Here is a 16,514-nt window from a genome sequence, read left to right on the forward strand (position 1 = left end):
TGGCTGATATGAGAGATGTATATGAAATGATGACTTATTTGCTCGTCATTATTTTTAGCAGCATCATTATGGTGGCGTGGCTGAAGAGAAAGGCGAAGCGCAAGAAGTAACCGAAAGCAGGGAAGCCGATGTATTACGTAAATGTGGAACAAATCGCAGTCCGATTGGATACGATTCCGGAATTGACGGAGGCGCTCAAAGCGTTAGCATCGGACTGGAAGGGCGAATTGCTGCAAGGGCTTGCTCAAGAGAGGGCGCTGCATCTTGCAATCGAGACCGTGACCGATGTCGGAAGCTATCTTATTGACGGCTTTATTATGCGGGACGCGAGCAGCTATGAGGATATTGTGGAAATTATCGGCGGCGAAGGCGTATTTCCGGCAGAGCTGCAGGAATCGCTGACGGAGCTGGTGAAGCTGCGCAAGCCAATCGTACAGGACTATTACGCCTGGCAGCGCGCCGAGCTCCATCCGCTTACCGTGAAGCTGACGGAGCTGCTGCCGGCATTTAAGTCGGCTGTGGAAAGCTATTTGAAGCGGGAGCTATAGGCATGATCAGGAAATAACGGTGAAGTCCGCATGAAGGTGCGGGCTTCTTTTTTTTCGAAGCCGCGATGTGTCAAGTCAAGCCCATGCTGCTTATACTGTCATTACGAAATAGGCATTCGTCTAGATCGGCGGGAGAAGGCTCCCGGCGTTACTCGGATAGGAGGCGTTTGGTATGGCGGAATGGAGCGCGGTTATCGCCGCCGCCGCATTTATTGTGCTGGCGGCGGGGATATTGATCGGTCTGCGCAGCTTCATCCTTCGGCTGGAGCGCGCGCAAGCGTCCCTCGAGGCGGTTCAAGCGGATATTCATAAGCTGTCGACGGAGACGGTCTCCGTATTGCAGCCGCTCGAGGAGACAATCCGCAGCGTCCAGCGGGGACTTGATGCTGCCGATGGGATGGTTCAAGCTGTCCGTCATATAAGCGGTACGGTAGAGCGCACCACATCAGCGGTTGAACGGACGGCCGCGGCGTTATCGGCTTCGGCAGTCAAGCACGCGGAACGGCTTGCCGGAAGCAAACAGCTTGATGAAGCGGCGCAGTGGGCGGAGCTTGGCCTCACCGCGTGGCAGCTCTGGCAATCGCGGCGAAGCGGCAGACCGGATCATGAAGGTTGACGCGTTAATCCGCCCCAAACGGCTGTATCAACGGGTAAAGACGAAGGGTAACCTATAAGCTGAAAGGAGCGAGAGGAATGGCACTACGCAAAGATACAAAAGGATTTCTGCTGGGAGCGCTGGCAGGCGGCGTAATCGGTTCGATCACAGCGCTGCTGTTTGCGCCAAAAGCAGGCAAGGAGCTGCGCCAGGATATTGCGACGGGAGCTCAAAAGGTTGGGGATACGACGATTAAAGCAGCCGGCAAGGTAGGCGAAGCAACAGGACGCATCGCGAAGGAAATCGGCGGGCAAGCGACACATATCGCAAGTCTTGGCAAGCAAGCCGCGGGCAACGTGGTAAGCAGCGTAAAAGGATTTAGAAAAAGCTCGGATACGGCTGCGGTTGCTTTTATTTCAGGAACGGCAGCCAAGGAAACGGATGACGCCAAGCAAGAAGCGGAAGCCGAGATAAAAATAGAGGCGTAATCCATCCGTGAAGCTACTCGCCGGATGCGGCGGATGTAACGGATGAGCCAGCGCGGATCTTGGCGCTGGCTTTTCGCGCGGGCAAGGCTCGTCCTTGAACCTTGTCCGCTTTTGCGATAAGATGAAGGTACGTTTTCGATGCTGTATTCATATGCTATTTTGTCTCGGAGTCGAATTCATACATCATGTTTAAGAAAGCGGTGTGTTTGTGCAGCAACCGATAGCGATCTTAGATTCCGGCGTAGGCGGTCTTACGGTAGTAAAGGAAGTAATGCGCCAATTGCCGCGTGAAAAAATTGTCTATTTCGGAGATACGGCGCGTACCCCGTATGGTCCGAGAACGCCCGAAGAGGTTGTTCGTTTCACGAGAGAAATCGTTGACTATTTGATACAATTCCATCCTAAAATGATTGTCATCGCATGCAATACCGCAACGGCCGTCGCGCTCGCCGACATCCGTTCCCGCGTGGCCATTCCTGTCGTCGGCGTCATTAATCCGGGCGCTAGAGCCGCCATCGGAAAGACGATGACCGGCTGCATCGGCGTCATCGGAACGGAAGGCACGATCAGAAGCGGGGCGTATGAACAAGCGCTTCGCGAGCTGTCGCCTCATGTGCAGGTCGTTAGCGAAGCTTGTCCGAAGTTCGTTACGCTGGTGGAGCAGGGCAATTTCCGGTCCTTTGAAACGTACAACGTCGTGCGCGAGTCTATCGAGCATATGCGCACGTATCCCATCGACTGCCTCATTTTGGGCTGTACGCATTATCCGTTCCTCTCAGACGCGATATCGGAAGTGATGGGCAGCGATGTGAATCTGATCAGCTCTGCAGAAGAGACGGCTCGTGAGATCAGTACCATTCTGCACGACAAGCGAAAGCTGGCGCGGAACGATCAAATTCCGGTTCACCAGTTTTTTTGCAGCGGAGAGCCGCGTATGTTCAAGAGCATCGCTCAGCAGTGGCTGGGAGAGCAGATCGATTTGACGCCGGTTGTATGGCAGGTGCCTCATATTAGTTAAACCGTTAATAACCCGGTAATGCCGACAGCCGTCCCGTAAGGGGCGGTTGTTTTTCATCCGTTTTTGCCATATAAAACATGCCCTCTTCCGCATAGGATAAGGAATCACAGTCTTATCGGGAAGAGGAGGGCGAAGGCAAGCATGGACAACGGCTACCGTTATACGGATATGATTGAGGAATGCAGGACACTCGTGTCAGCTTTTCCGTTTGTGGAGGCTCACCGAATTGGCTGGAGCGTGCTCGGAAGACCGCTTATCGCGCTGCGGTGCGGCTGCGGGCCAAAGCGCATTCATATGAATGCCTCCTTCCATGCCAACGAATGGATTACCTCCGCGCTTTTGATGCGGTTTGTGTCGGAGTTATCGGAGAGCTACCGTTCGGGCAAAAAGCTCGGCGGCCAAGATGTATCCGGCTTGTGCAGGGAGACGACGCTGTGGGCGGTGCCTATGGTTAACCCGGACGGGGCGGAGCTTGTGCAATGCGGCCTCTGCGAGTCGCATCCGCTTTACCGCGAGCTCCTTGCCTGGAACGGGGGTATAACCGATTTCAGCGGCTGGAAGGCGAACATTCGCGGTGTCGATTTAAATGATCAATATCCTGCCTTCTGGGAGGAAGAATGCAAACGCCGCGGCGTTAACGGACCCGGGCCGCGCGATTACCCCGGGCCTTATCCGCTCAGCGAGCCGGAGGCGGCCGCGCTTGCCATGTTCACCGAGAGGCTAGACTTCCACGCTGTTGTGGCGCTGCATACGCAGGGCCGTGAAATCTATTGGAACTACAGAGATTTTGAGCCGCCGAACGCGGAACTGCTGGCGCGCAAGCTCGGCTCGGTTAGCGGCTATAAGCCGGTTAAACTGAGCGGGAGCGACGCCGGCTATAAAGACTGGTTCATTTACCGGTACCGCCGTCCGGGCTTTACGGTCGAAGCCGGCTATGGAGAAAATCCGCTTCCTCCGCGGTCATTCGACTCGATCTACGCCGAGCTACGCCCTTTGCTGCTGGAATCGCTTCGTCTATAGAACTTCTCCCGCCAGCGGATCGCTCCGGCTCTATAAGCGCCTGAGCGATCCATTATCCGCCTCGACCCCCGGCCAGTAGGTGTACGCGGCTTGCTGTGCTATACTAAGCTGAAACGAGGCTATAGGAGGGGTTCGGCATGCGCAAGCTGCTGTCGCTCAGGCATTGGCGAAACACGTTTTCGCTCATATTCCGAATATTGAAGGCGAGACATGTTCGGATTTCAGACAAGCTTTTATTCCTCGTACCGGTCCTCGTCTATTGGGTAATGCCAGACGCGCTTCCGTTTCTTCCGATTGACGATATTGCCGTCACGATGATTATTGCGGAATGGTTTGCTCGGAGGATGGGGAGGAAGTATAATATAGGGTGAGACTTTTGCCGGAAGGGCAAGCACGAAGGAGCTGCAAACGATCATGAAGTGCAAAATTTCCCGCAACGCGGCGAAAATGATAAAGCTGGAGCTGGACAAACCGGAGAACGAAGGCAAGCTGCTGCGCGTTTACGTAACGCATGCGCATGGCGATCATGCCCATTACGGAATGGGGATCGATACGCCGACGGACAAGGACGTTGTCGTATCGACGGACAAGGATATCGACGTTATTTTGGAGAAGGATAACGAATTTCTCGACGGCGTGCGCATCGACTATTTCTATTTGCCGGAAGAAGGATTTGCGGTGACGAATCCGTCCAAAGGGAATCACGGAGACCATTAATGGCTAGGAATGATATAAAAGTGTGCGAGCAATGCAAGCACATGCGGATGAAGACGGCGGTCGCCAAGCTGCAGAAGCTGGCGCCTGACGCCGACATTAGCACAGTGAACTGCAAATCGTATTGCGGTCCTTGCGCGCGGTATGCTTTCGTGTTCATTAACGGCCGGTATGTGAAGGGCGCTTCCGAAGACGAAGCCATCGAGAAAGCGATGGCTTATTTGAAGAAATAATGCAGATCCCATTATGCGAATAAAAACATTCAACGACGAACCCAACAACGAGACCGTGTTGGGTTTTTTGTATCGGCGGAAAGGGGCAGGCGATGGACATAACGACGCCGCAGCTGCTGTATCACGGCACAACCAGCAGCACAGTGGACAGCTTCCGGCAAGCGCTGCTGCAATCTAACTATTGGCGGCCGGGCAAAGATTTCGGAGAAGGCTTCTACACGACGATTTCGATCGCGCAGGCAAGGCGGTGGGCGCATAAAACGGCGAAGGAAAGCTGGGACGGCGGCAAGCCCTGCGTGCTGGTCGTCGAGCTGAGCAGTCTGCCGGACGATGTGGAGCCGCTGCTGTTCCTGTCCGACTCGCCTGCATGGGCTTCCTTCGTGTACGCGCACCGCAAGGCGGATATGAAGGGACAGGACCCTTGCCGGAAGCATCCGGACATCATTATCGGACCGATGGCGGACAATGACACTGGCAAAATTGTACATAAAGGAGTACAATTAAAGAAGGATGAAAACTGGTTCTACGAACAAATTACGCGTAATGAAAAGGGAAGAAAGCTTGATGCCCTGAAGCTCGGCAACCAGGTGGTGTTCGCATCGGAGCGCTGGGAGCCGCATCTTACGCTGGTCGGGTATCATATTTATGCGGGAGGAAGGTGGATGTATGGCGACGTCAGGAATGCGGGTGACGAGGGTGAGATTAAGCTCCTATGAGAGAGGCATCGCCGAAGCGCTCGCTGGCGGATACGGCTATACGCCGAGAGAAGCGCGCGAGCTGGTCGTTGAATATATCGCGGTCGTACGCAGGCTGGGCGGATACGAGCAATGCGGGCACTACGCCGCGCTGTTGCATCGCGCTAAGCAGGCCGGCCAGACGCCTTCCCAATGGATTCAGCGCATCATCGAAATCGAACAGGGCGAAGCGAGGGACCGCGGCATCGGCGAGGAGCAGCGCCGTTATTTGCAGAGCAAGTAAGGACGGTCAAGACGCGCACGGCTGCACGGCCCTGATGCAGACAAGACAAGAAGACGTGGAGCTTTCATGGGTTCACGGGCTCTCTTGTCTTTTTCTTTTGCGGGCGCCACTGCTCATCATCCATACGCGAAACAGGAGGCATATTCGTGCAAAATAAAGCTAAGGCGGGCAGGCGGCTCTATTATACCGGATTGATCGCCGCCATCGTCAGCCTCATCGGGGCAGAGCTGATCTGGCTTCCCGCGCCGCTTAAGACGCCGGGCGGAGCGCAGTGGATCGAAATGATCGATTGGCTCTACTATGGACTCTCCATCATTCCGCTATGCTGGGCGGCCGGCGCGGCGCTGTTGGCATCGGATACCGGCTCCGCGGCGTTTCGTTCGCTGCGGGCCGCCATTGTGCTGTTAAGCGCCGCGCTGGCAGTGTGCATATGGCTGATCCCAAAACATTTGCTTCTGCTTGCGATTGCCGGGGCTGCGGCGGCAGTCGTTCTGATGGTGGCCGACCTGTGGTTAAGCGAGCGGAAGGAGCGGGGCGGATTTCCTTGGAGAAGCGGCGGCGCGGTGCTTGCCATTACGCTTTCTCTTTGCGCGCTGCTTATCCCGACGGGATACAGCGTCACTTATCCGGCGATGACGATGAATTTGAATCGATACGCGCAGGTGGAAGGCGGCCGCGCGGGCGGAGAAATAGACGGCGTGCTTGTGTTCGACCGTCCTGCCGTTTTGGCGGATAGGCTGTACGGCGCGTTGTTTCCGCAATACCGGTTCCTTCCTGTTCCGGAGGACGAGCCCCCGCTGACCGAAACCTATGCGCAGGTCGTGGCGATGAAAACTGACGCCAACCGGGTTGCAACCGCGATCGCGATGCAGAAGGCGGGTTTGGGCAAGGGTGTCGTGGCGGATGGCGTCCGCATCGTAGCGATCGTGAAGGATAGCCCGGCGGACGGCAAGCTCGAAGCCGGCGACATCGTAGACGCTGTGAACGGCATGCCCGTAAAAGCTGTAGACGACATGATCGCGTATATGTCGGCAGAGGTGATGCCGGGCGAAGTCGTTGACGTGACGGTTCGAAGAGGCGAAGAGCGTCTGCTGGTTAAGGTGCCGACAACAGCTTCCGACCAGGACCCGGCTAAAGCGGTGTTCGGCGTGTCCGTTCAGACGGAAGCAAAGCTGGATACGCCAAGGTCTGTCAGCTATCACGAATATATGGCCCATGTCGGAGGACCGTCTCACGGTGCGATGCTGACGCTCGCGATTATCGATCAATTGACGGAGGGCGGCGTTACCGGAGGTCTGCAGGTCGCAGGGACGGGAACGATTGAATTGGACGGCTCCATCGGCATGGTGGGCGGCATCCCTCAGAAGGCGTATGCGGTAAGCCGGACGGGAGCTGACGTGTTCTTTGTGCCGGCAGCGGGGGAAGCCGCGGCAAGAGGCGCTGCGCCGGATTTAAATATCGTGGCGGTGAAGCATATCGATGAGGTGCTTGAATGGCTGGAGGAGCATAAGGAAGCGCCGGAATGATTCCGGATTTAGTCAGACCATATTTGTGATGGGCTTCATCATTTTAATGCTGACTGTCTAGCTGCTAAAGGAAGCAGGCGAGGAATAAAAATGGGAGGGGATTTGTTATGCGGTTGATGGGGGTAATCCCTATTTTTAGAATGTTTGACGAAGCGAAAGCTAAAGAGTTTTACCTTGATTACTTAGGTTTTCATCTGGATTGGGAGCATCGGTTCGATGAAGGCGCGCCTTTATATGTTCAAGTTTCGAAAGACAGCTTCATCTTGCATTTGTCCGAGCATTATGGCGACTGCACTCCCGGGGCATCCATTAGAATCGCTATGGAAGGACTGGAGGAGTTTCATCAGTCGCTAACTGATCAGAAGTATAAATTTTCAAGACCGGGAATTGAACGGACGGAATGGGATACCAAGGAGCTGCGTGTCACGGATCCGTTTGGAAACAGGCTTGTGTTTTATGAACAAATCGATGGAGTTTGAGAGGAGAACAAGAAGATGAAAATCGGCTTTTTAATAATCGATTTACAGCCCGTACATCTGAAAGGCGTAGATAAGCAAGCTGTGGAGCGCGCATGCGAATATATCAACTATGTGGCGGACATGCTTCGTTCGAAACATCATGTCATCGTACACATTCAAGATATTGAGGGGATGGAGGAGACGAATAAAGAATCGTTCCGGACAATCTCCGAAATTACGGTCGCGGAACATGATTTGATCGTGACGAAGGAATATTCGAACTCGTTCTGGAAGACGGATCTCGAACAGATTTTGAAGGATAAAGGGGTGGAGCTGCTTATTATAGCAGGAAATGCTGCGGAGCATTGCGTTCTATTTACATACAATGGAGCGGGAGAGAGAGGGTTCAGACCCGTTATCCTGCAAAATGGCATATTAAGCACGCATGCCGATGCCATCACTTCGATGTACAGAGACCGCAATTTAGTTTCGCATTCCGTCATCCCATATTTGCTCTAGCGATCGAAAAAGCCTGCGGCACGCACTTGCGCCGCAGGCTTCTTTTTATTCGCTTGGCTGGCCGCCGATGACTTCGACGGCTTCGCTATTGTGGAAGGAGCCGAGCAGGTCGCCGATTACGATGCGGTCGGACATCATAAGCTCCGTATCGGCGCTTTCGGTTAACGGCAAGCAGGCTGCCGTATCCGTCAGCTCGCCGGTATCCACGGCGTAGCATTTGCCATTCGCCGACAAGCCGTCGGCCGAAGGAATATAGTAGTGCTTCCCGTCCGTCCACGAACCGTTGCGCTGGGTGACAAGCCGATCCGCACCTGTCTGTTCCGTTAACAGAGGCTGCCCAAGCCAATAAGGCTCGCCCGCCGATATGCCCAGCAGATGCAGAAGGGTCGGCGACACATCCAGCTGGCCGCCAACCGCATCATAACGTCCGGCATGGGCGCCGTCAGGGAGATGGATAAGCAACGGCACGCTTTTGATCACTTGTTCTCTCTCCAACGGATCGGAAGGGTTATCCATAAAGCGTTGATATAAATCCCAATCCTGAATCGAATTGTCGTGGTCGCCATACAATACAAAAATGGTCTTTTCCCACAATCCTTCCGCCTTCAACCGTTCGACCAATTCGCCTAAAGCCGCGTCCGCATAATGGACAGCCTGCAAGTAATCGCCCATGATGGTGCCGTCCAGCTCTTCGACGTTCAGCTTTTTCTCGGCTTTTGGAAGCTTATAAGGGTGGTGGCTCGTAAGCGAGATCATAAACGCGTGGAACGGCTGAGGCAAATCGGCGACGACATCCATGGACTGCCTGTAGAACGATTTGTCGCCCAACGCCCAGCCTAAGGGCTCGTCCATTGTGTAATGCTTCAAGCTGTAAAATTGATCGTACTCCATGTTCTTGTACATGACATTCCGGTTCCAGAATCCGCCCTGATAGGGGTGGAATACAGACGCCGAATAGCCGTTATCCTTCAGCTTCTCCGGCAGACATTGAAAGTCGTGAGACGCGTACTGGATAAAGACCGAACCGCTTTTCATCGGCTGCAAGGAGCAGTTAACGGCAAAATCGGCGTCGGATGTCCGTCCTTGCGAGGTTTGATGATAGAAATTCGCGAAATACGCGCTTTCTTCCATTAGCTTGTTCAGGTTAGGGGTAATTTCCGTCCCTCCGATGGATTTGCCAAGCATAAACGTCTGCATCGACTCCATCTGCACCATCAGCACATTGCTTCCCTTATATGCGCCGAATAACGGGTCCTGCTCAAGCGCTTTTCTCGCATTCCCCCGGTCCTGCATCCACAGCTCGGTTTCGGTCAGCTGCTCGGCTGTAACCGCCTCCGCGCCTAACCAATTCAGCTGGGCGTACCGGTATACATCGTAGCCGTGAAAGCCGAGTCCGCCGGCAACGTTGTAAATGGATAAGTTCCACCAGTTTTTTTCAAACAAGCCTTTGGCCCACGTATCCGTCGCATGGTTCAAATTCGTAAAAAAGAGCGAGTAGCCGAGCAGAAATACAGCGGCGCTTCCTCCTATGCGAAGAACGGCTTTGCGCCAAAGCGGCTTGCCGGCCGACGAGACGCGCCGTTCGGCAAGATCCTCCCGACCCTTCCAGATCACATACACAGCATATGGAACAAGGATAACGGCATCTGCCAGTAACCAAAAATCCCATGGCCGAAGCAGGGTGTGGATGCTGCCGCCGAGCGACTCGACTTGACTCAGCTGCAAGAGGACAGGGACCGTAATTAAATCCTGGAAGTAGCGATAATAGATGACGTCTGAAAAAAGCAAGAAGGATAACGCGAGATTAAGTCCGATCAGGGCGAGCAGCCTGCCGCGGGCAGGCATAAGCAGCGTCCAGAAGGAGAGCAGCAGGAGCGCCCCCGCCTCGATGATGGCGTCCGTTCTTGTCATATCCATATAAAGCACGGAGAGAAGCCGGTTGAACCAGTACAGCTTCAGCAGCATCGCAATTGCGAATAGCAGCAGATCGACGGCGACAAGCCTGTCCAGCCAGATTAAGCTGAACCGGAAGGCTTGTCTCATTCTGCCGCCGCCCGCCGGCTGGCCGGCTGCTCCGTTAAACCATCTACTCATGGCGTTTCTCCCGAGGCGGCAGCGGTCCGAAAAACTGATAGAAATCGGTTTGAATGCGGCCGTTAAACAGCTTTCGTTTTTTGTCCGCCGCTCGTCCCATATAATGCTCCACCTGATCCGACGGGCTGATCGCAAAAAACGACCAAGTCGGGTAATGGAGCGACATGAGACCGAATTGCCGCAAGGCGGCTTCCGCTTCCCGCTCGTCGCCAAGCCGTTCGCCGTATGGCGGGTTCGTGATCATTACGCCGTAATCGCCTTGCGGCTTCGCTTTGGAGACGGGCAGAACGCTAACTTTGATGTCTTTGGCAAAGCCTGCGCGTTTGATCGAGGCTTCCGAAATTTCAATCGCGCGCGGATCGATATCGGAACCGGAAATTTGAAGCGGGATATCATCCTTGACGGCGTCGAACGCCTCTTCCCGCGCGGCGCTCCATAAATCGGCCGGCAGGCTGTCCCACTCTTCGCTGCTGAAGCTTCGGCGAAGGCCGGGCGCAATGTTCCAGCCGATCATCGCGGCTTCGACCAGGAACGTGCCGGAGCCGCAGAACGGATCGTACAGCGGACGCTCCGCTCTCCAGCGGCTGAGGAGGATAAGCGCGGCCGCCATCGATTCGCGGATCGGCGCTTCGTTCGCCATCATGCGGTAACCGCGCTTATGAAGGCCGGCGCCGGAGGTATCCAGCGTAAGCAGCGCTTCATCGTTCAGCAGCGTCACTTCGATCACGTAACGGCCTCCATCCTCGGAGAACCATTCCGTGCCGTAACGTTCCTTCATTTTTTCAACGACGGCTTTTTTTACGATTTTTTGGCAGGCCGGCACGCTGGACAGCACCGACTTATGCGATCGGCCATCTACGGGGAATTCGCCGTCCGCCGGAATCCAGTCCGGCCAATCGAGCGCCTTCGTTCCTTCAAACAGTTCATCGAAGGTCGTCGCCTTAAATCGGCCCATATTAATTAGAATGCGGCCCGCCGTACGAAGCCATAGATTGGTGCGGCAAATATCAGCCGGCCCGCCTTTGAAATTAACGCGGCCGTTCTCGACCTGCAGATCCTGATAACCTAAGTCTTTAAGTTCCCTTGCGACAATGGCTTCAAGTCCCATTGCGCACGTTGCGATTAATTGCAATTGTTCCACTTTACACTCTCATTCCCATCCAAATAATGATGCAGGCACTACTATTATTCCGCCTTGCGTTGTAACCTTACCTATAAAAACATACAATTAAGTATAGGTCAAACAGACAGGTCTTTACAAATGTTACATAAGGGGAGATACGGATGACAATTGAGGAGCAATATGTCGATTCACTATATAAAAGAGACGAGCAGCTGGAGCGGGTAAAAGAAGGCATCGCCAGCCGCGGCATGCCATCGATCTCCGTGGCTGACGGCTACGGCCGGTTGCTGACGATGCTGGTGCGCATGACCGGAGCAAGCAAGCTGCTGGAAATCGGAGCGCTTGGCGGCTACAGCGGCATTTGTCTGGCAAGAGGCCTGAGCGACGGGGGCTCTTTGCTGTCCTTAGAGCTGCTGCCGGAATACGCGGAGGTGGCGCGGGCTCATCTGACGGAAGCCGGCTTTGGTGATAAGGTCGACTATAAAATCGGCGACGCCAGAAAAAGCTTGGAGGAGCTGAAGGCAGAAGGCCGCAAATTCGATTTTTTCTTTATTGACGCGGATAAGGAAGGGTACCCGGCCTACCTGGATTACGCCTTGGAGCTGGCGGAACCGGGCGCCCTTATCGTCGGAGACAATATCCTGCTGCGCGGCCGGACGGTAAATGCGGACAAGCAAGGGCCGTCCGTACTCGCTGTCCGCTCCTTTAACGAGCGTATCGCGACGGATGAGCGGCTCGAAAGCACCATTCTCCCGGGCTACGACGGACTGGCTATCGCTCGGGTGAAAGGGTAAATAGATTAGGGCGGATTAAACAAAGAGCGGACCGAATAGGACATTCGATCCGCTTTTTTATTTGCATCGGCCAACGGAAAATCGAGAAATGGGGAAGAGCTGCGCGGCGGAAGCGATCCGTTACGGTCATCACTCATTGGCGCGCTTTTCAGTGTCCGGACGTTTTTTTCTAAGCAGCGAATGCCATACCCACGCGCCATTAAGCAGCATCATCCCGCCGGATAGCAGGAAGAGGCCGTGGATGCCGATATAGCCGGATAGCGCGCCCCCCGTAATCGGACCGATCATGTTGCCGAGGCTGAGCGTGCTGCTGTTGAAGCTGTAGGCTCGGCTTTCCATGCCGTCTGGCGTATATTTGCGGATAAGCGCGTTCACGGCCGGTATGAGTCCGCCGAGGAAGATGCCAAGTCCGAAGCGGGCGAGTATGAGCTGCCAGACGGTATCCGCAAGCGCCTGCGGGATAAACGCCAGAGCGGAACCGATAAGCGACACCGCAAGCACGCGTTCCGCCCCGATTCGGTCGCTGAGCCGTCCGAGCAGCGGCGAGGAGATCAGGTTAGATATCCCCGTTACGGCGCTGACGAACCCGGCCAGAAAAGCAAGATTAGCCGTGCTATGGTGAAGCTCCTGCACATACAGCGGGATCAAGGTCATCGGACTCATATTCGCGAATTGAATAAGAAACGTGACGGCAAACAAGGCCATCAGCGGCTGTATCCGGCTGACTTTTTTGAGCCCTTCCAAGACGGAAGCCTGCGCACGGCGGGCAGCTTTGGCAAGGTCGAACGTTTCCTTGACGATAAACAAGGCTAATAACGAAGCGATGAACAGCAGCGCGCCTGTTATGTAGAAGATAGGGCGGTAGCCGACCGCGTCCGCGAGCAGTCCCCCGATAAACGGACCAAGTATCGTTCCAGCCATCGCGCCGGACTGGAGTGTGCCCATCGCAAAGCCCATCTTGTCCTTAGGCGTGTTCGTCGACACAAGGGCAATGGAGGCCGGGTTGAAGCCGGAAATTGTGCCGTTCAACATCCGGAGAAGAAGCAGATGCCATGGCGTCGTCGCGAACCCCATCAACACCATAACGACAGCCATCCCGAAGCCGGAGCGCAGCAGCATCACTTTGCGGCCGTATCGGTCAGAAACTTTGCCCCATATCGGCTGAAAGATAAAGGCCGTCACGAAGTTGCCCGCAAAAATAAGTCCGGCCCACACGCCGATCTCATGCGGATCGGACAGCCCCAGATCGAATTGAAGATAAAGCGTTAAAAACGGGGTGATCATCGTCATCCCAGACATGACAAGAAATTGTCCGAACCACAATACGATTAGATTCTTTTTCCACTGTTCCATGGGTTAAGTATAGCACAAGAACAGGAATTTCATTAAATCGTTCCATATGCCTATTGGCAGTCGATTCCTGTGTCGAATACTGTTCCATTTTGATAGATATGAGAGTCGCCTTATAGTAGAATAGGAAGAAAGAATCAGCGCTGAATGAACAGGAATCGGCGCTTTAAGCAGGTGGATGACTGTACATGAAAGAGCAGAGGCTTGGCGGCAGCGAGTCCGGATTCACGTTGGTCGAGGTCATCGCGGCTTTTGCGATATTAGCGATCGTTTCGCTGGCGATGACCGCATTTTTTACAAATGCGATGTCTTATTCCAAAGGCAATCAGGATAAGACCGTGATGATCAACCTGGCGCGGAACGCTTTATTTTATATGGAAAAGCAAGATTTTAACGCTATCCGCAAGTACTTCGAGGACGGGGAGCAGAGTGAGATCGTTTGCAGTCCCGCAAGCTGCTCGGAGGAGGTTAAAAGCCTCGTCGACAATCCCAATCAGCTGGCCGATACGTTAACTCCGACAGTGAACGGCGTCACGTACAGCATTAAGATTGCGTATAAGGAAAATCTTTTGGATGGACTCGACTCGCAGATGGAAAATTACCTGATTCCCATTCTCGTAACCGTTCAGCCGTCAGAAGGCAGTGACAACGCCCGCGAGAAGGCGGAAGTGGAGGGTTATATTACGAATGAAAAGATTCGTTAAGCGTTTCTCAAGCGGGAAGGGCTTCACATTGATTGAGCTGATCGTATCGACCACGCTGCTTGCTCTGTTCGGCGGCATCATCTTTTCGGTTATTACGTACGGGGTTTCTTCTTACAACAAAATTCAGACGGAAAATGCTCTGCGGGATGATGCCGATCTGATCATGTCCGCAATCATTAATGAGCTATACACCGTTGCGCCGGAGAAGGTTAGACAGCTCTCAAACGGTATCCAGCTCGTGAAGGACCAGAATGCGAATCAAAACCGTATTCAAGTGGAAGACGGGGGCCTTATCATTCACGGCTACGATGAAGCACAAGGCAAAGCGACGGTTACTAGGGTAGACATTCATTCTATCATCGAAAATAATGACCCGATTCAATTGGAGTGCGGCCAATCCGGCATTTTCGAACACGGTCAGCTTACATGCTCGACGGGATTGATCGAAATCGAGCTTGTGCTGAAACAAGCGGCAGGCGAAGAACCGAGGCGGATGACGTTAAAAAGCAAATTTGGATTTTAGGAGATGCGAATCTAATGAAGGAGTCGCGCTTGCGTGATGAACGCGGTTATGCGCTTATGCTCGTCGTTTTTATGATCTTATTGTTTACGCTGCTAGGCGTTTCGATCCTGGGTGCGAGTCTTGGGGGCGCCGTGCGTACGGAGACGAAAGAAAACGACGTGCAGAGCCTGCATCTGGCCGAAAGAGGACTGAACGAAGCGGTGTCGTATTTGGTGAAAGAATATGATGGCGTAAGCGATATTAGCGATGTGGAATTGCATCAGTACATGATGGGCATTGAAGCAAATCCCGGCAAGCTGATGGAAGACGCAGTTCAAACGACGAACCTGTCGGGTGCGGAAGCTGCGAAAGTGACCGTAGAAAAAGTGGAACAAACAAGTCCCATGAGCTACAAAGTATTCATAACCTCGGAAGCCAATGTAAACGGGGTCATACGAAAGCTCGAGCAAGAAGTCAGGGTCGATGCTTTCCCCGATTTTTTGAACTATTCGTTCGGTTCGGAGCAGAACGTTGTTTTGAATGGTTCCCCGTTAGCGATCGGCAGCGTTTATGCCGGAGGGGAGCTGAAAATTAACAACTACGCCCAGTATAAATATAAAACCGCTCATTTTCTGGAGAAGCTCTCGCAGTATCCTAATATCATTGGCACCCTGTATGTGCAATCCCCTTTGTCGATAAAGTATGCGGACCCAACCGTCGTCGCCGCCGATCCCAATGACAGGTACGTTTCCATTCCGCAGAACGATCCGGATAAACTGGAGGAGCTGCTGGGACTCAGTTACGATCATATCCATATAAAAGATCGCAGCAAGTTTGTATCCATAAACGTAAGGGAGTCTTTTCTGGACAAAGCCGAGCTCGCTGTAGGGAGAAAGCCGGGGGTTCGCGAAGAGCTCGAAACGGCTTTAAATGTTTCAACGGATGAATTTGTTAATCGCTTAGTATTAAACGGCGTCAGACGCGTAGCGTATCGATCGGAGCCTGCGCTGCCAAATTGGGACGATGAGGAAGCGGTCGAACGTTACGAGGCGGAACGGGATGATTATGTCAATAACTATTTAAGCTTGTTTAACAGCAAGCTTACCGAAACGATCGTATTTGATGATGATTTAACGTTAGACGGTGTCGCGTATAAACAACTGGTCTATGATGCGGCTTCTAGAGCTTCGAACAAGTGGTTTATCGTAAATGGAGATTTGAATATTAACAACTACAGCAACGAGGAGCTGGCCATTCAGGCTAATATCCTTGTAACAGGCAAGGTAACGATTACCGGGAAAGGAATTCGAGTCGACAGCACGATGTTCTGCTTAGGTGAAGGCGAACCGGATGAGATGACGATTGTGCAAGACGCGGAGCTCAAAGGATACGATTCCAAGCAGCTTGTTCTCCTTTCGGTTCCTCCCATTCTGCTGAACCGGTTCGATGCGTTTACGAACTACGGCCGTTATGAAGGGGAAGAGAGGGTTAAACATCGGCTGGATGCTTTCTTCTATACAGAAGGAACGGCAGAGCTCTATGGTGTAGGCTCATCCTTCTGGCTAAACGGCGGTTTCTTTGCCAAGCAGCAGCTAACCATTAATGCGGTGCTTGGAAATGTGACGGAAGCGCCCGATAAACCGGAAGGCATGAATTTTGATGATCAAATTTTCGCGAATGAATTGGATTCCAGGTTTATTATTGATTACAATATCGACATTTTTAATGATCAATACGATGGTTTGCCGCGCGTTAATCAACTAAGCGTTACGCTGGGCAGCAGGAAGCTTGTGCACGAATCGACAACTTCATAAAGCTAAGCAAAGAACCCCATGGAGCTGACTCCATGG

The 16,514-nt window shown here is 53.4% G+C and carries 20 protein-coding genes; 17 read left to right on the forward strand and 3 right to left on the reverse strand.

Annotation, left to right across the window (positions count from 1 at the left end; translation table 11 throughout):
• Nucleotides 1-128 precede the first annotated feature (128 nt).
• From D3P08_RS07135 to D3P08_RS07195, 13 genes are all read left to right on the forward strand, one after another.
• Nucleotides 129-548, forward strand: a complete 420-nt coding sequence (locus tag D3P08_RS07135; protein ID WP_119598789.1) for a DUF86 domain-containing protein — start codon at nt 129-131, stop codon at nt 546-548.
• A 172-nt stretch (nt 549-720) separates the two neighbouring features.
• The gene (locus tag D3P08_RS07140; protein ID WP_119598790.1) at nt 721-1,164 is read left to right on the forward strand and encodes a DUF948 domain-containing protein; all 444 of its coding nucleotides are present in this window, start codon (nt 721-723) and stop codon (nt 1,162-1,164) included.
• A 77-nt stretch (nt 1,165-1,241) separates the two neighbouring features.
• Complete coding sequence (locus tag D3P08_RS07145) at nt 1,242-1,631, forward strand: YtxH domain-containing protein (protein WP_119598792.1); 390 nt, start codon at nt 1,242-1,244, stop codon at nt 1,629-1,631.
• Nucleotides 1,632-1,839: 208 nt separating this feature from the next.
• The gene (gene racE, locus D3P08_RS07150; RefSeq protein ID WP_119598794.1) at nt 1,840-2,649 is read left to right on the forward strand and encodes a glutamate racemase; all 810 of its coding nucleotides are present in this window, start codon (nt 1,840-1,842) and stop codon (nt 2,647-2,649) included.
• Between the two features lie 141 nt (nt 2,650-2,790).
• Complete coding sequence (locus tag D3P08_RS07155; RefSeq protein WP_119598796.1) at nt 2,791-3,669, forward strand: M14 family metallopeptidase; 879 nt, start codon at nt 2,791-2,793, stop codon at nt 3,667-3,669.
• A gap of 137 nt (nt 3,670-3,806) precedes the next feature.
• Entirely contained in the window at nt 3,807-4,040 is a 234-nt protein-coding gene (locus D3P08_RS07160) for a hypothetical protein (protein WP_119598798.1), read from the forward strand.
• Nucleotides 4,041-4,083: 43 nt separating this feature from the next.
• A complete protein-coding gene (locus D3P08_RS07165; RefSeq protein WP_119598800.1) occupies nt 4,084-4,386 on the forward strand; it encodes an iron-sulfur cluster assembly accessory protein in 303 nt (100 codons plus the stop codon).
• Nucleotides 4,386-4,616: a YuzB family protein gene (locus D3P08_RS07170; RefSeq protein ID WP_119598801.1), complete on the forward strand. Its 231-nt coding sequence runs from the start codon at nt 4,386-4,388 to the stop codon at nt 4,614-4,616. Before D3P08_RS07165 ends, D3P08_RS07170 begins: the two co-directional genes overlap by 1 nt.
• Nucleotides 4,617-4,708: 92 nt before the next feature.
• Nucleotides 4,709-5,332, forward strand: a complete 624-nt coding sequence (locus D3P08_RS07175; RefSeq protein ID WP_119598803.1) for a DUF3990 domain-containing protein — start codon at nt 4,709-4,711, stop codon at nt 5,330-5,332.
• Complete coding sequence (locus D3P08_RS07180) at nt 5,283-5,594, forward strand: hypothetical protein (protein ID WP_147381782.1); 312 nt, start codon at nt 5,283-5,285, stop codon at nt 5,592-5,594. Before D3P08_RS07175 ends, D3P08_RS07180 begins: the two co-directional genes overlap by 50 nt.
• A gap of 146 nt (nt 5,595-5,740) precedes the next feature.
• Nucleotides 5,741-7,120, forward strand: a complete 1,380-nt coding sequence (locus D3P08_RS07185) for a PDZ domain-containing protein (protein WP_119598807.1) — start codon at nt 5,741-5,743, stop codon at nt 7,118-7,120.
• A 107-nt stretch (nt 7,121-7,227) separates the two neighbouring features.
• Nucleotides 7,228-7,599: a glyoxalase superfamily protein gene (locus tag D3P08_RS07190; RefSeq protein WP_119598808.1), complete on the forward strand. Its 372-nt coding sequence runs from the start codon at nt 7,228-7,230 to the stop codon at nt 7,597-7,599.
• Between the two features lie 15 nt (nt 7,600-7,614).
• On the forward strand, nt 7,615-8,097 hold the full coding sequence (locus D3P08_RS07195) for an isochorismatase family protein (protein ID WP_119598810.1): 483 nt from the start codon (nt 7,615-7,617) through the stop codon (nt 8,095-8,097).
• Nucleotides 8,098-8,142: 45 nt separating this feature from the next.
• Here the strand turns inward: D3P08_RS07195 and D3P08_RS07200 are convergent, their stop codons facing one another.
• Complete coding sequence (locus D3P08_RS07200) at nt 8,143-10,191, reverse strand: LTA synthase family protein (protein ID WP_240647351.1); 2,049 nt, start codon at nt 10,189-10,191, stop codon at nt 8,143-8,145.
• Nucleotides 10,184-11,332: a THUMP domain-containing class I SAM-dependent RNA methyltransferase gene (locus tag D3P08_RS07205; protein ID WP_119598812.1), complete on the reverse strand. Its 1,149-nt coding sequence runs from the start codon at nt 11,330-11,332 to the stop codon at nt 10,184-10,186. The genes D3P08_RS07200 and D3P08_RS07205 overlap by 8 nt, the downstream gene beginning before the upstream one ends.
• Before the next feature lie 143 nt (nt 11,333-11,475).
• Here D3P08_RS07205 and D3P08_RS07210 point away from each other — a divergent pair, with 143 nt between their 5' ends.
• The gene (locus tag D3P08_RS07210; protein WP_119598813.1) at nt 11,476-12,108 is read left to right on the forward strand and encodes an O-methyltransferase; all 633 of its coding nucleotides are present in this window, start codon (nt 11,476-11,478) and stop codon (nt 12,106-12,108) included.
• 129 nt (nt 12,109-12,237) lie between these two features.
• Here the strand turns inward: D3P08_RS07210 and D3P08_RS07215 are convergent, their stop codons facing one another.
• Nucleotides 12,238-13,461 (reverse strand): MFS transporter, encoded by a 1,224-nt coding sequence (locus D3P08_RS07215; RefSeq protein WP_119598815.1) that lies wholly within the window; start codon nt 13,459-13,461, stop codon nt 12,238-12,240.
• A gap of 185 nt (nt 13,462-13,646) precedes the next feature.
• Here D3P08_RS07215 and D3P08_RS07220 point away from each other — a divergent pair, with 185 nt between their 5' ends.
• Genes D3P08_RS07220 through D3P08_RS07230 form a run of 3 tightly spaced genes read left to right on the forward strand, consistent with a single transcriptional unit; the run spans nt 13,647 to nt 16,478 of the window.
• Entirely contained in the window at nt 13,647-14,162 is a 516-nt protein-coding gene (locus tag D3P08_RS07220; RefSeq protein WP_119598817.1) for a type IV pilus modification PilV family protein, read from the forward strand.
• Complete coding sequence (locus tag D3P08_RS07225) at nt 14,146-14,685, forward strand: type II secretion system protein (RefSeq protein ID WP_119598819.1); 540 nt, start codon at nt 14,146-14,148, stop codon at nt 14,683-14,685. The genes D3P08_RS07220 and D3P08_RS07225 overlap by 17 nt, the downstream gene beginning before the upstream one ends.
• Nucleotides 14,686-14,699: 14 nt before the next feature.
• Complete coding sequence (locus tag D3P08_RS07230) at nt 14,700-16,478, forward strand: hypothetical protein (RefSeq protein ID WP_119598821.1); 1,779 nt, start codon at nt 14,700-14,702, stop codon at nt 16,476-16,478.
• Nucleotides 16,479-16,514 lie beyond the last annotated feature (36 nt).

It is taken from the genome of Paenibacillus nanensis (genome assembly GCF_003583765.1).
GTDB lineage: Bacteria > Bacillota > Bacilli > Paenibacillales > Paenibacillaceae > Pristimantibacillus > Pristimantibacillus nanensis.

Coding starts and splice junctions, on each gene's coding strand:
- D3P08_RS07135 (WP_119598789.1), top strand. CDS start 129: ATGTATTACGTAAATGTGGAACAAATCGCAGTCCGATTGGATACGATT.
- D3P08_RS07140 (WP_119598790.1), top strand. CDS start 721: ATGGCGGAATGGAGCGCGGTTATCGCCGCCGCCGCATTTATTGTGCTG.
- D3P08_RS07145 (WP_119598792.1), top strand. CDS start 1,242: ATGGCACTACGCAAAGATACAAAAGGATTTCTGCTGGGAGCGCTGGCA.
- D3P08_RS07155 (WP_119598796.1), top strand. CDS start 2,791: ATGGACAACGGCTACCGTTATACGGATATGATTGAGGAATGCAGGACA.
- D3P08_RS07160 (WP_119598798.1), top strand. CDS start 3,807: ATGCGCAAGCTGCTGTCGCTCAGGCATTGGCGAAACACGTTTTCGCTC.
- D3P08_RS07165 (WP_119598800.1), top strand. CDS start 4,084: ATGAAGTGCAAAATTTCCCGCAACGCGGCGAAAATGATAAAGCTGGAG.
- D3P08_RS07170 (WP_119598801.1), top strand. CDS start 4,386: ATGGCTAGGAATGATATAAAAGTGTGCGAGCAATGCAAGCACATGCGG.
- D3P08_RS07175 (WP_119598803.1), top strand. CDS start 4,709: ATGGACATAACGACGCCGCAGCTGCTGTATCACGGCACAACCAGCAGC.
- D3P08_RS07180 (WP_147381782.1), top strand. CDS start 5,283: ATGGCGACGTCAGGAATGCGGGTGACGAGGGTGAGATTAAGCTCCTAT.
- D3P08_RS07190 (WP_119598808.1), top strand. CDS start 7,228: ATGCGGTTGATGGGGGTAATCCCTATTTTTAGAATGTTTGACGAAGCG.
- D3P08_RS07195 (WP_119598810.1), top strand. CDS start 7,615: ATGAAAATCGGCTTTTTAATAATCGATTTACAGCCCGTACATCTGAAA.
- D3P08_RS07200 (WP_240647351.1), bottom strand. CDS start 10,191: ATGAGTAGATGGTTTAACGGAGCAGCCGGCCAGCCGGCGGGCGGCGGC.
- D3P08_RS07210 (WP_119598813.1), top strand. CDS start 11,476: ATGACAATTGAGGAGCAATATGTCGATTCACTATATAAAAGAGACGAG.
- D3P08_RS07215 (WP_119598815.1), bottom strand. CDS start 13,461: ATGGAACAGTGGAAAAAGAATCTAATCGTATTGTGGTTCGGACAATTT.
- D3P08_RS07220 (WP_119598817.1), top strand. CDS start 13,647: ATGAAAGAGCAGAGGCTTGGCGGCAGCGAGTCCGGATTCACGTTGGTC.
- D3P08_RS07225 (WP_119598819.1), top strand. CDS start 14,146: ATGAAAAGATTCGTTAAGCGTTTCTCAAGCGGGAAGGGCTTCACATTG.
- D3P08_RS07230 (WP_119598821.1), top strand. CDS start 14,700: ATGAAGGAGTCGCGCTTGCGTGATGAACGCGGTTATGCGCTTATGCTC.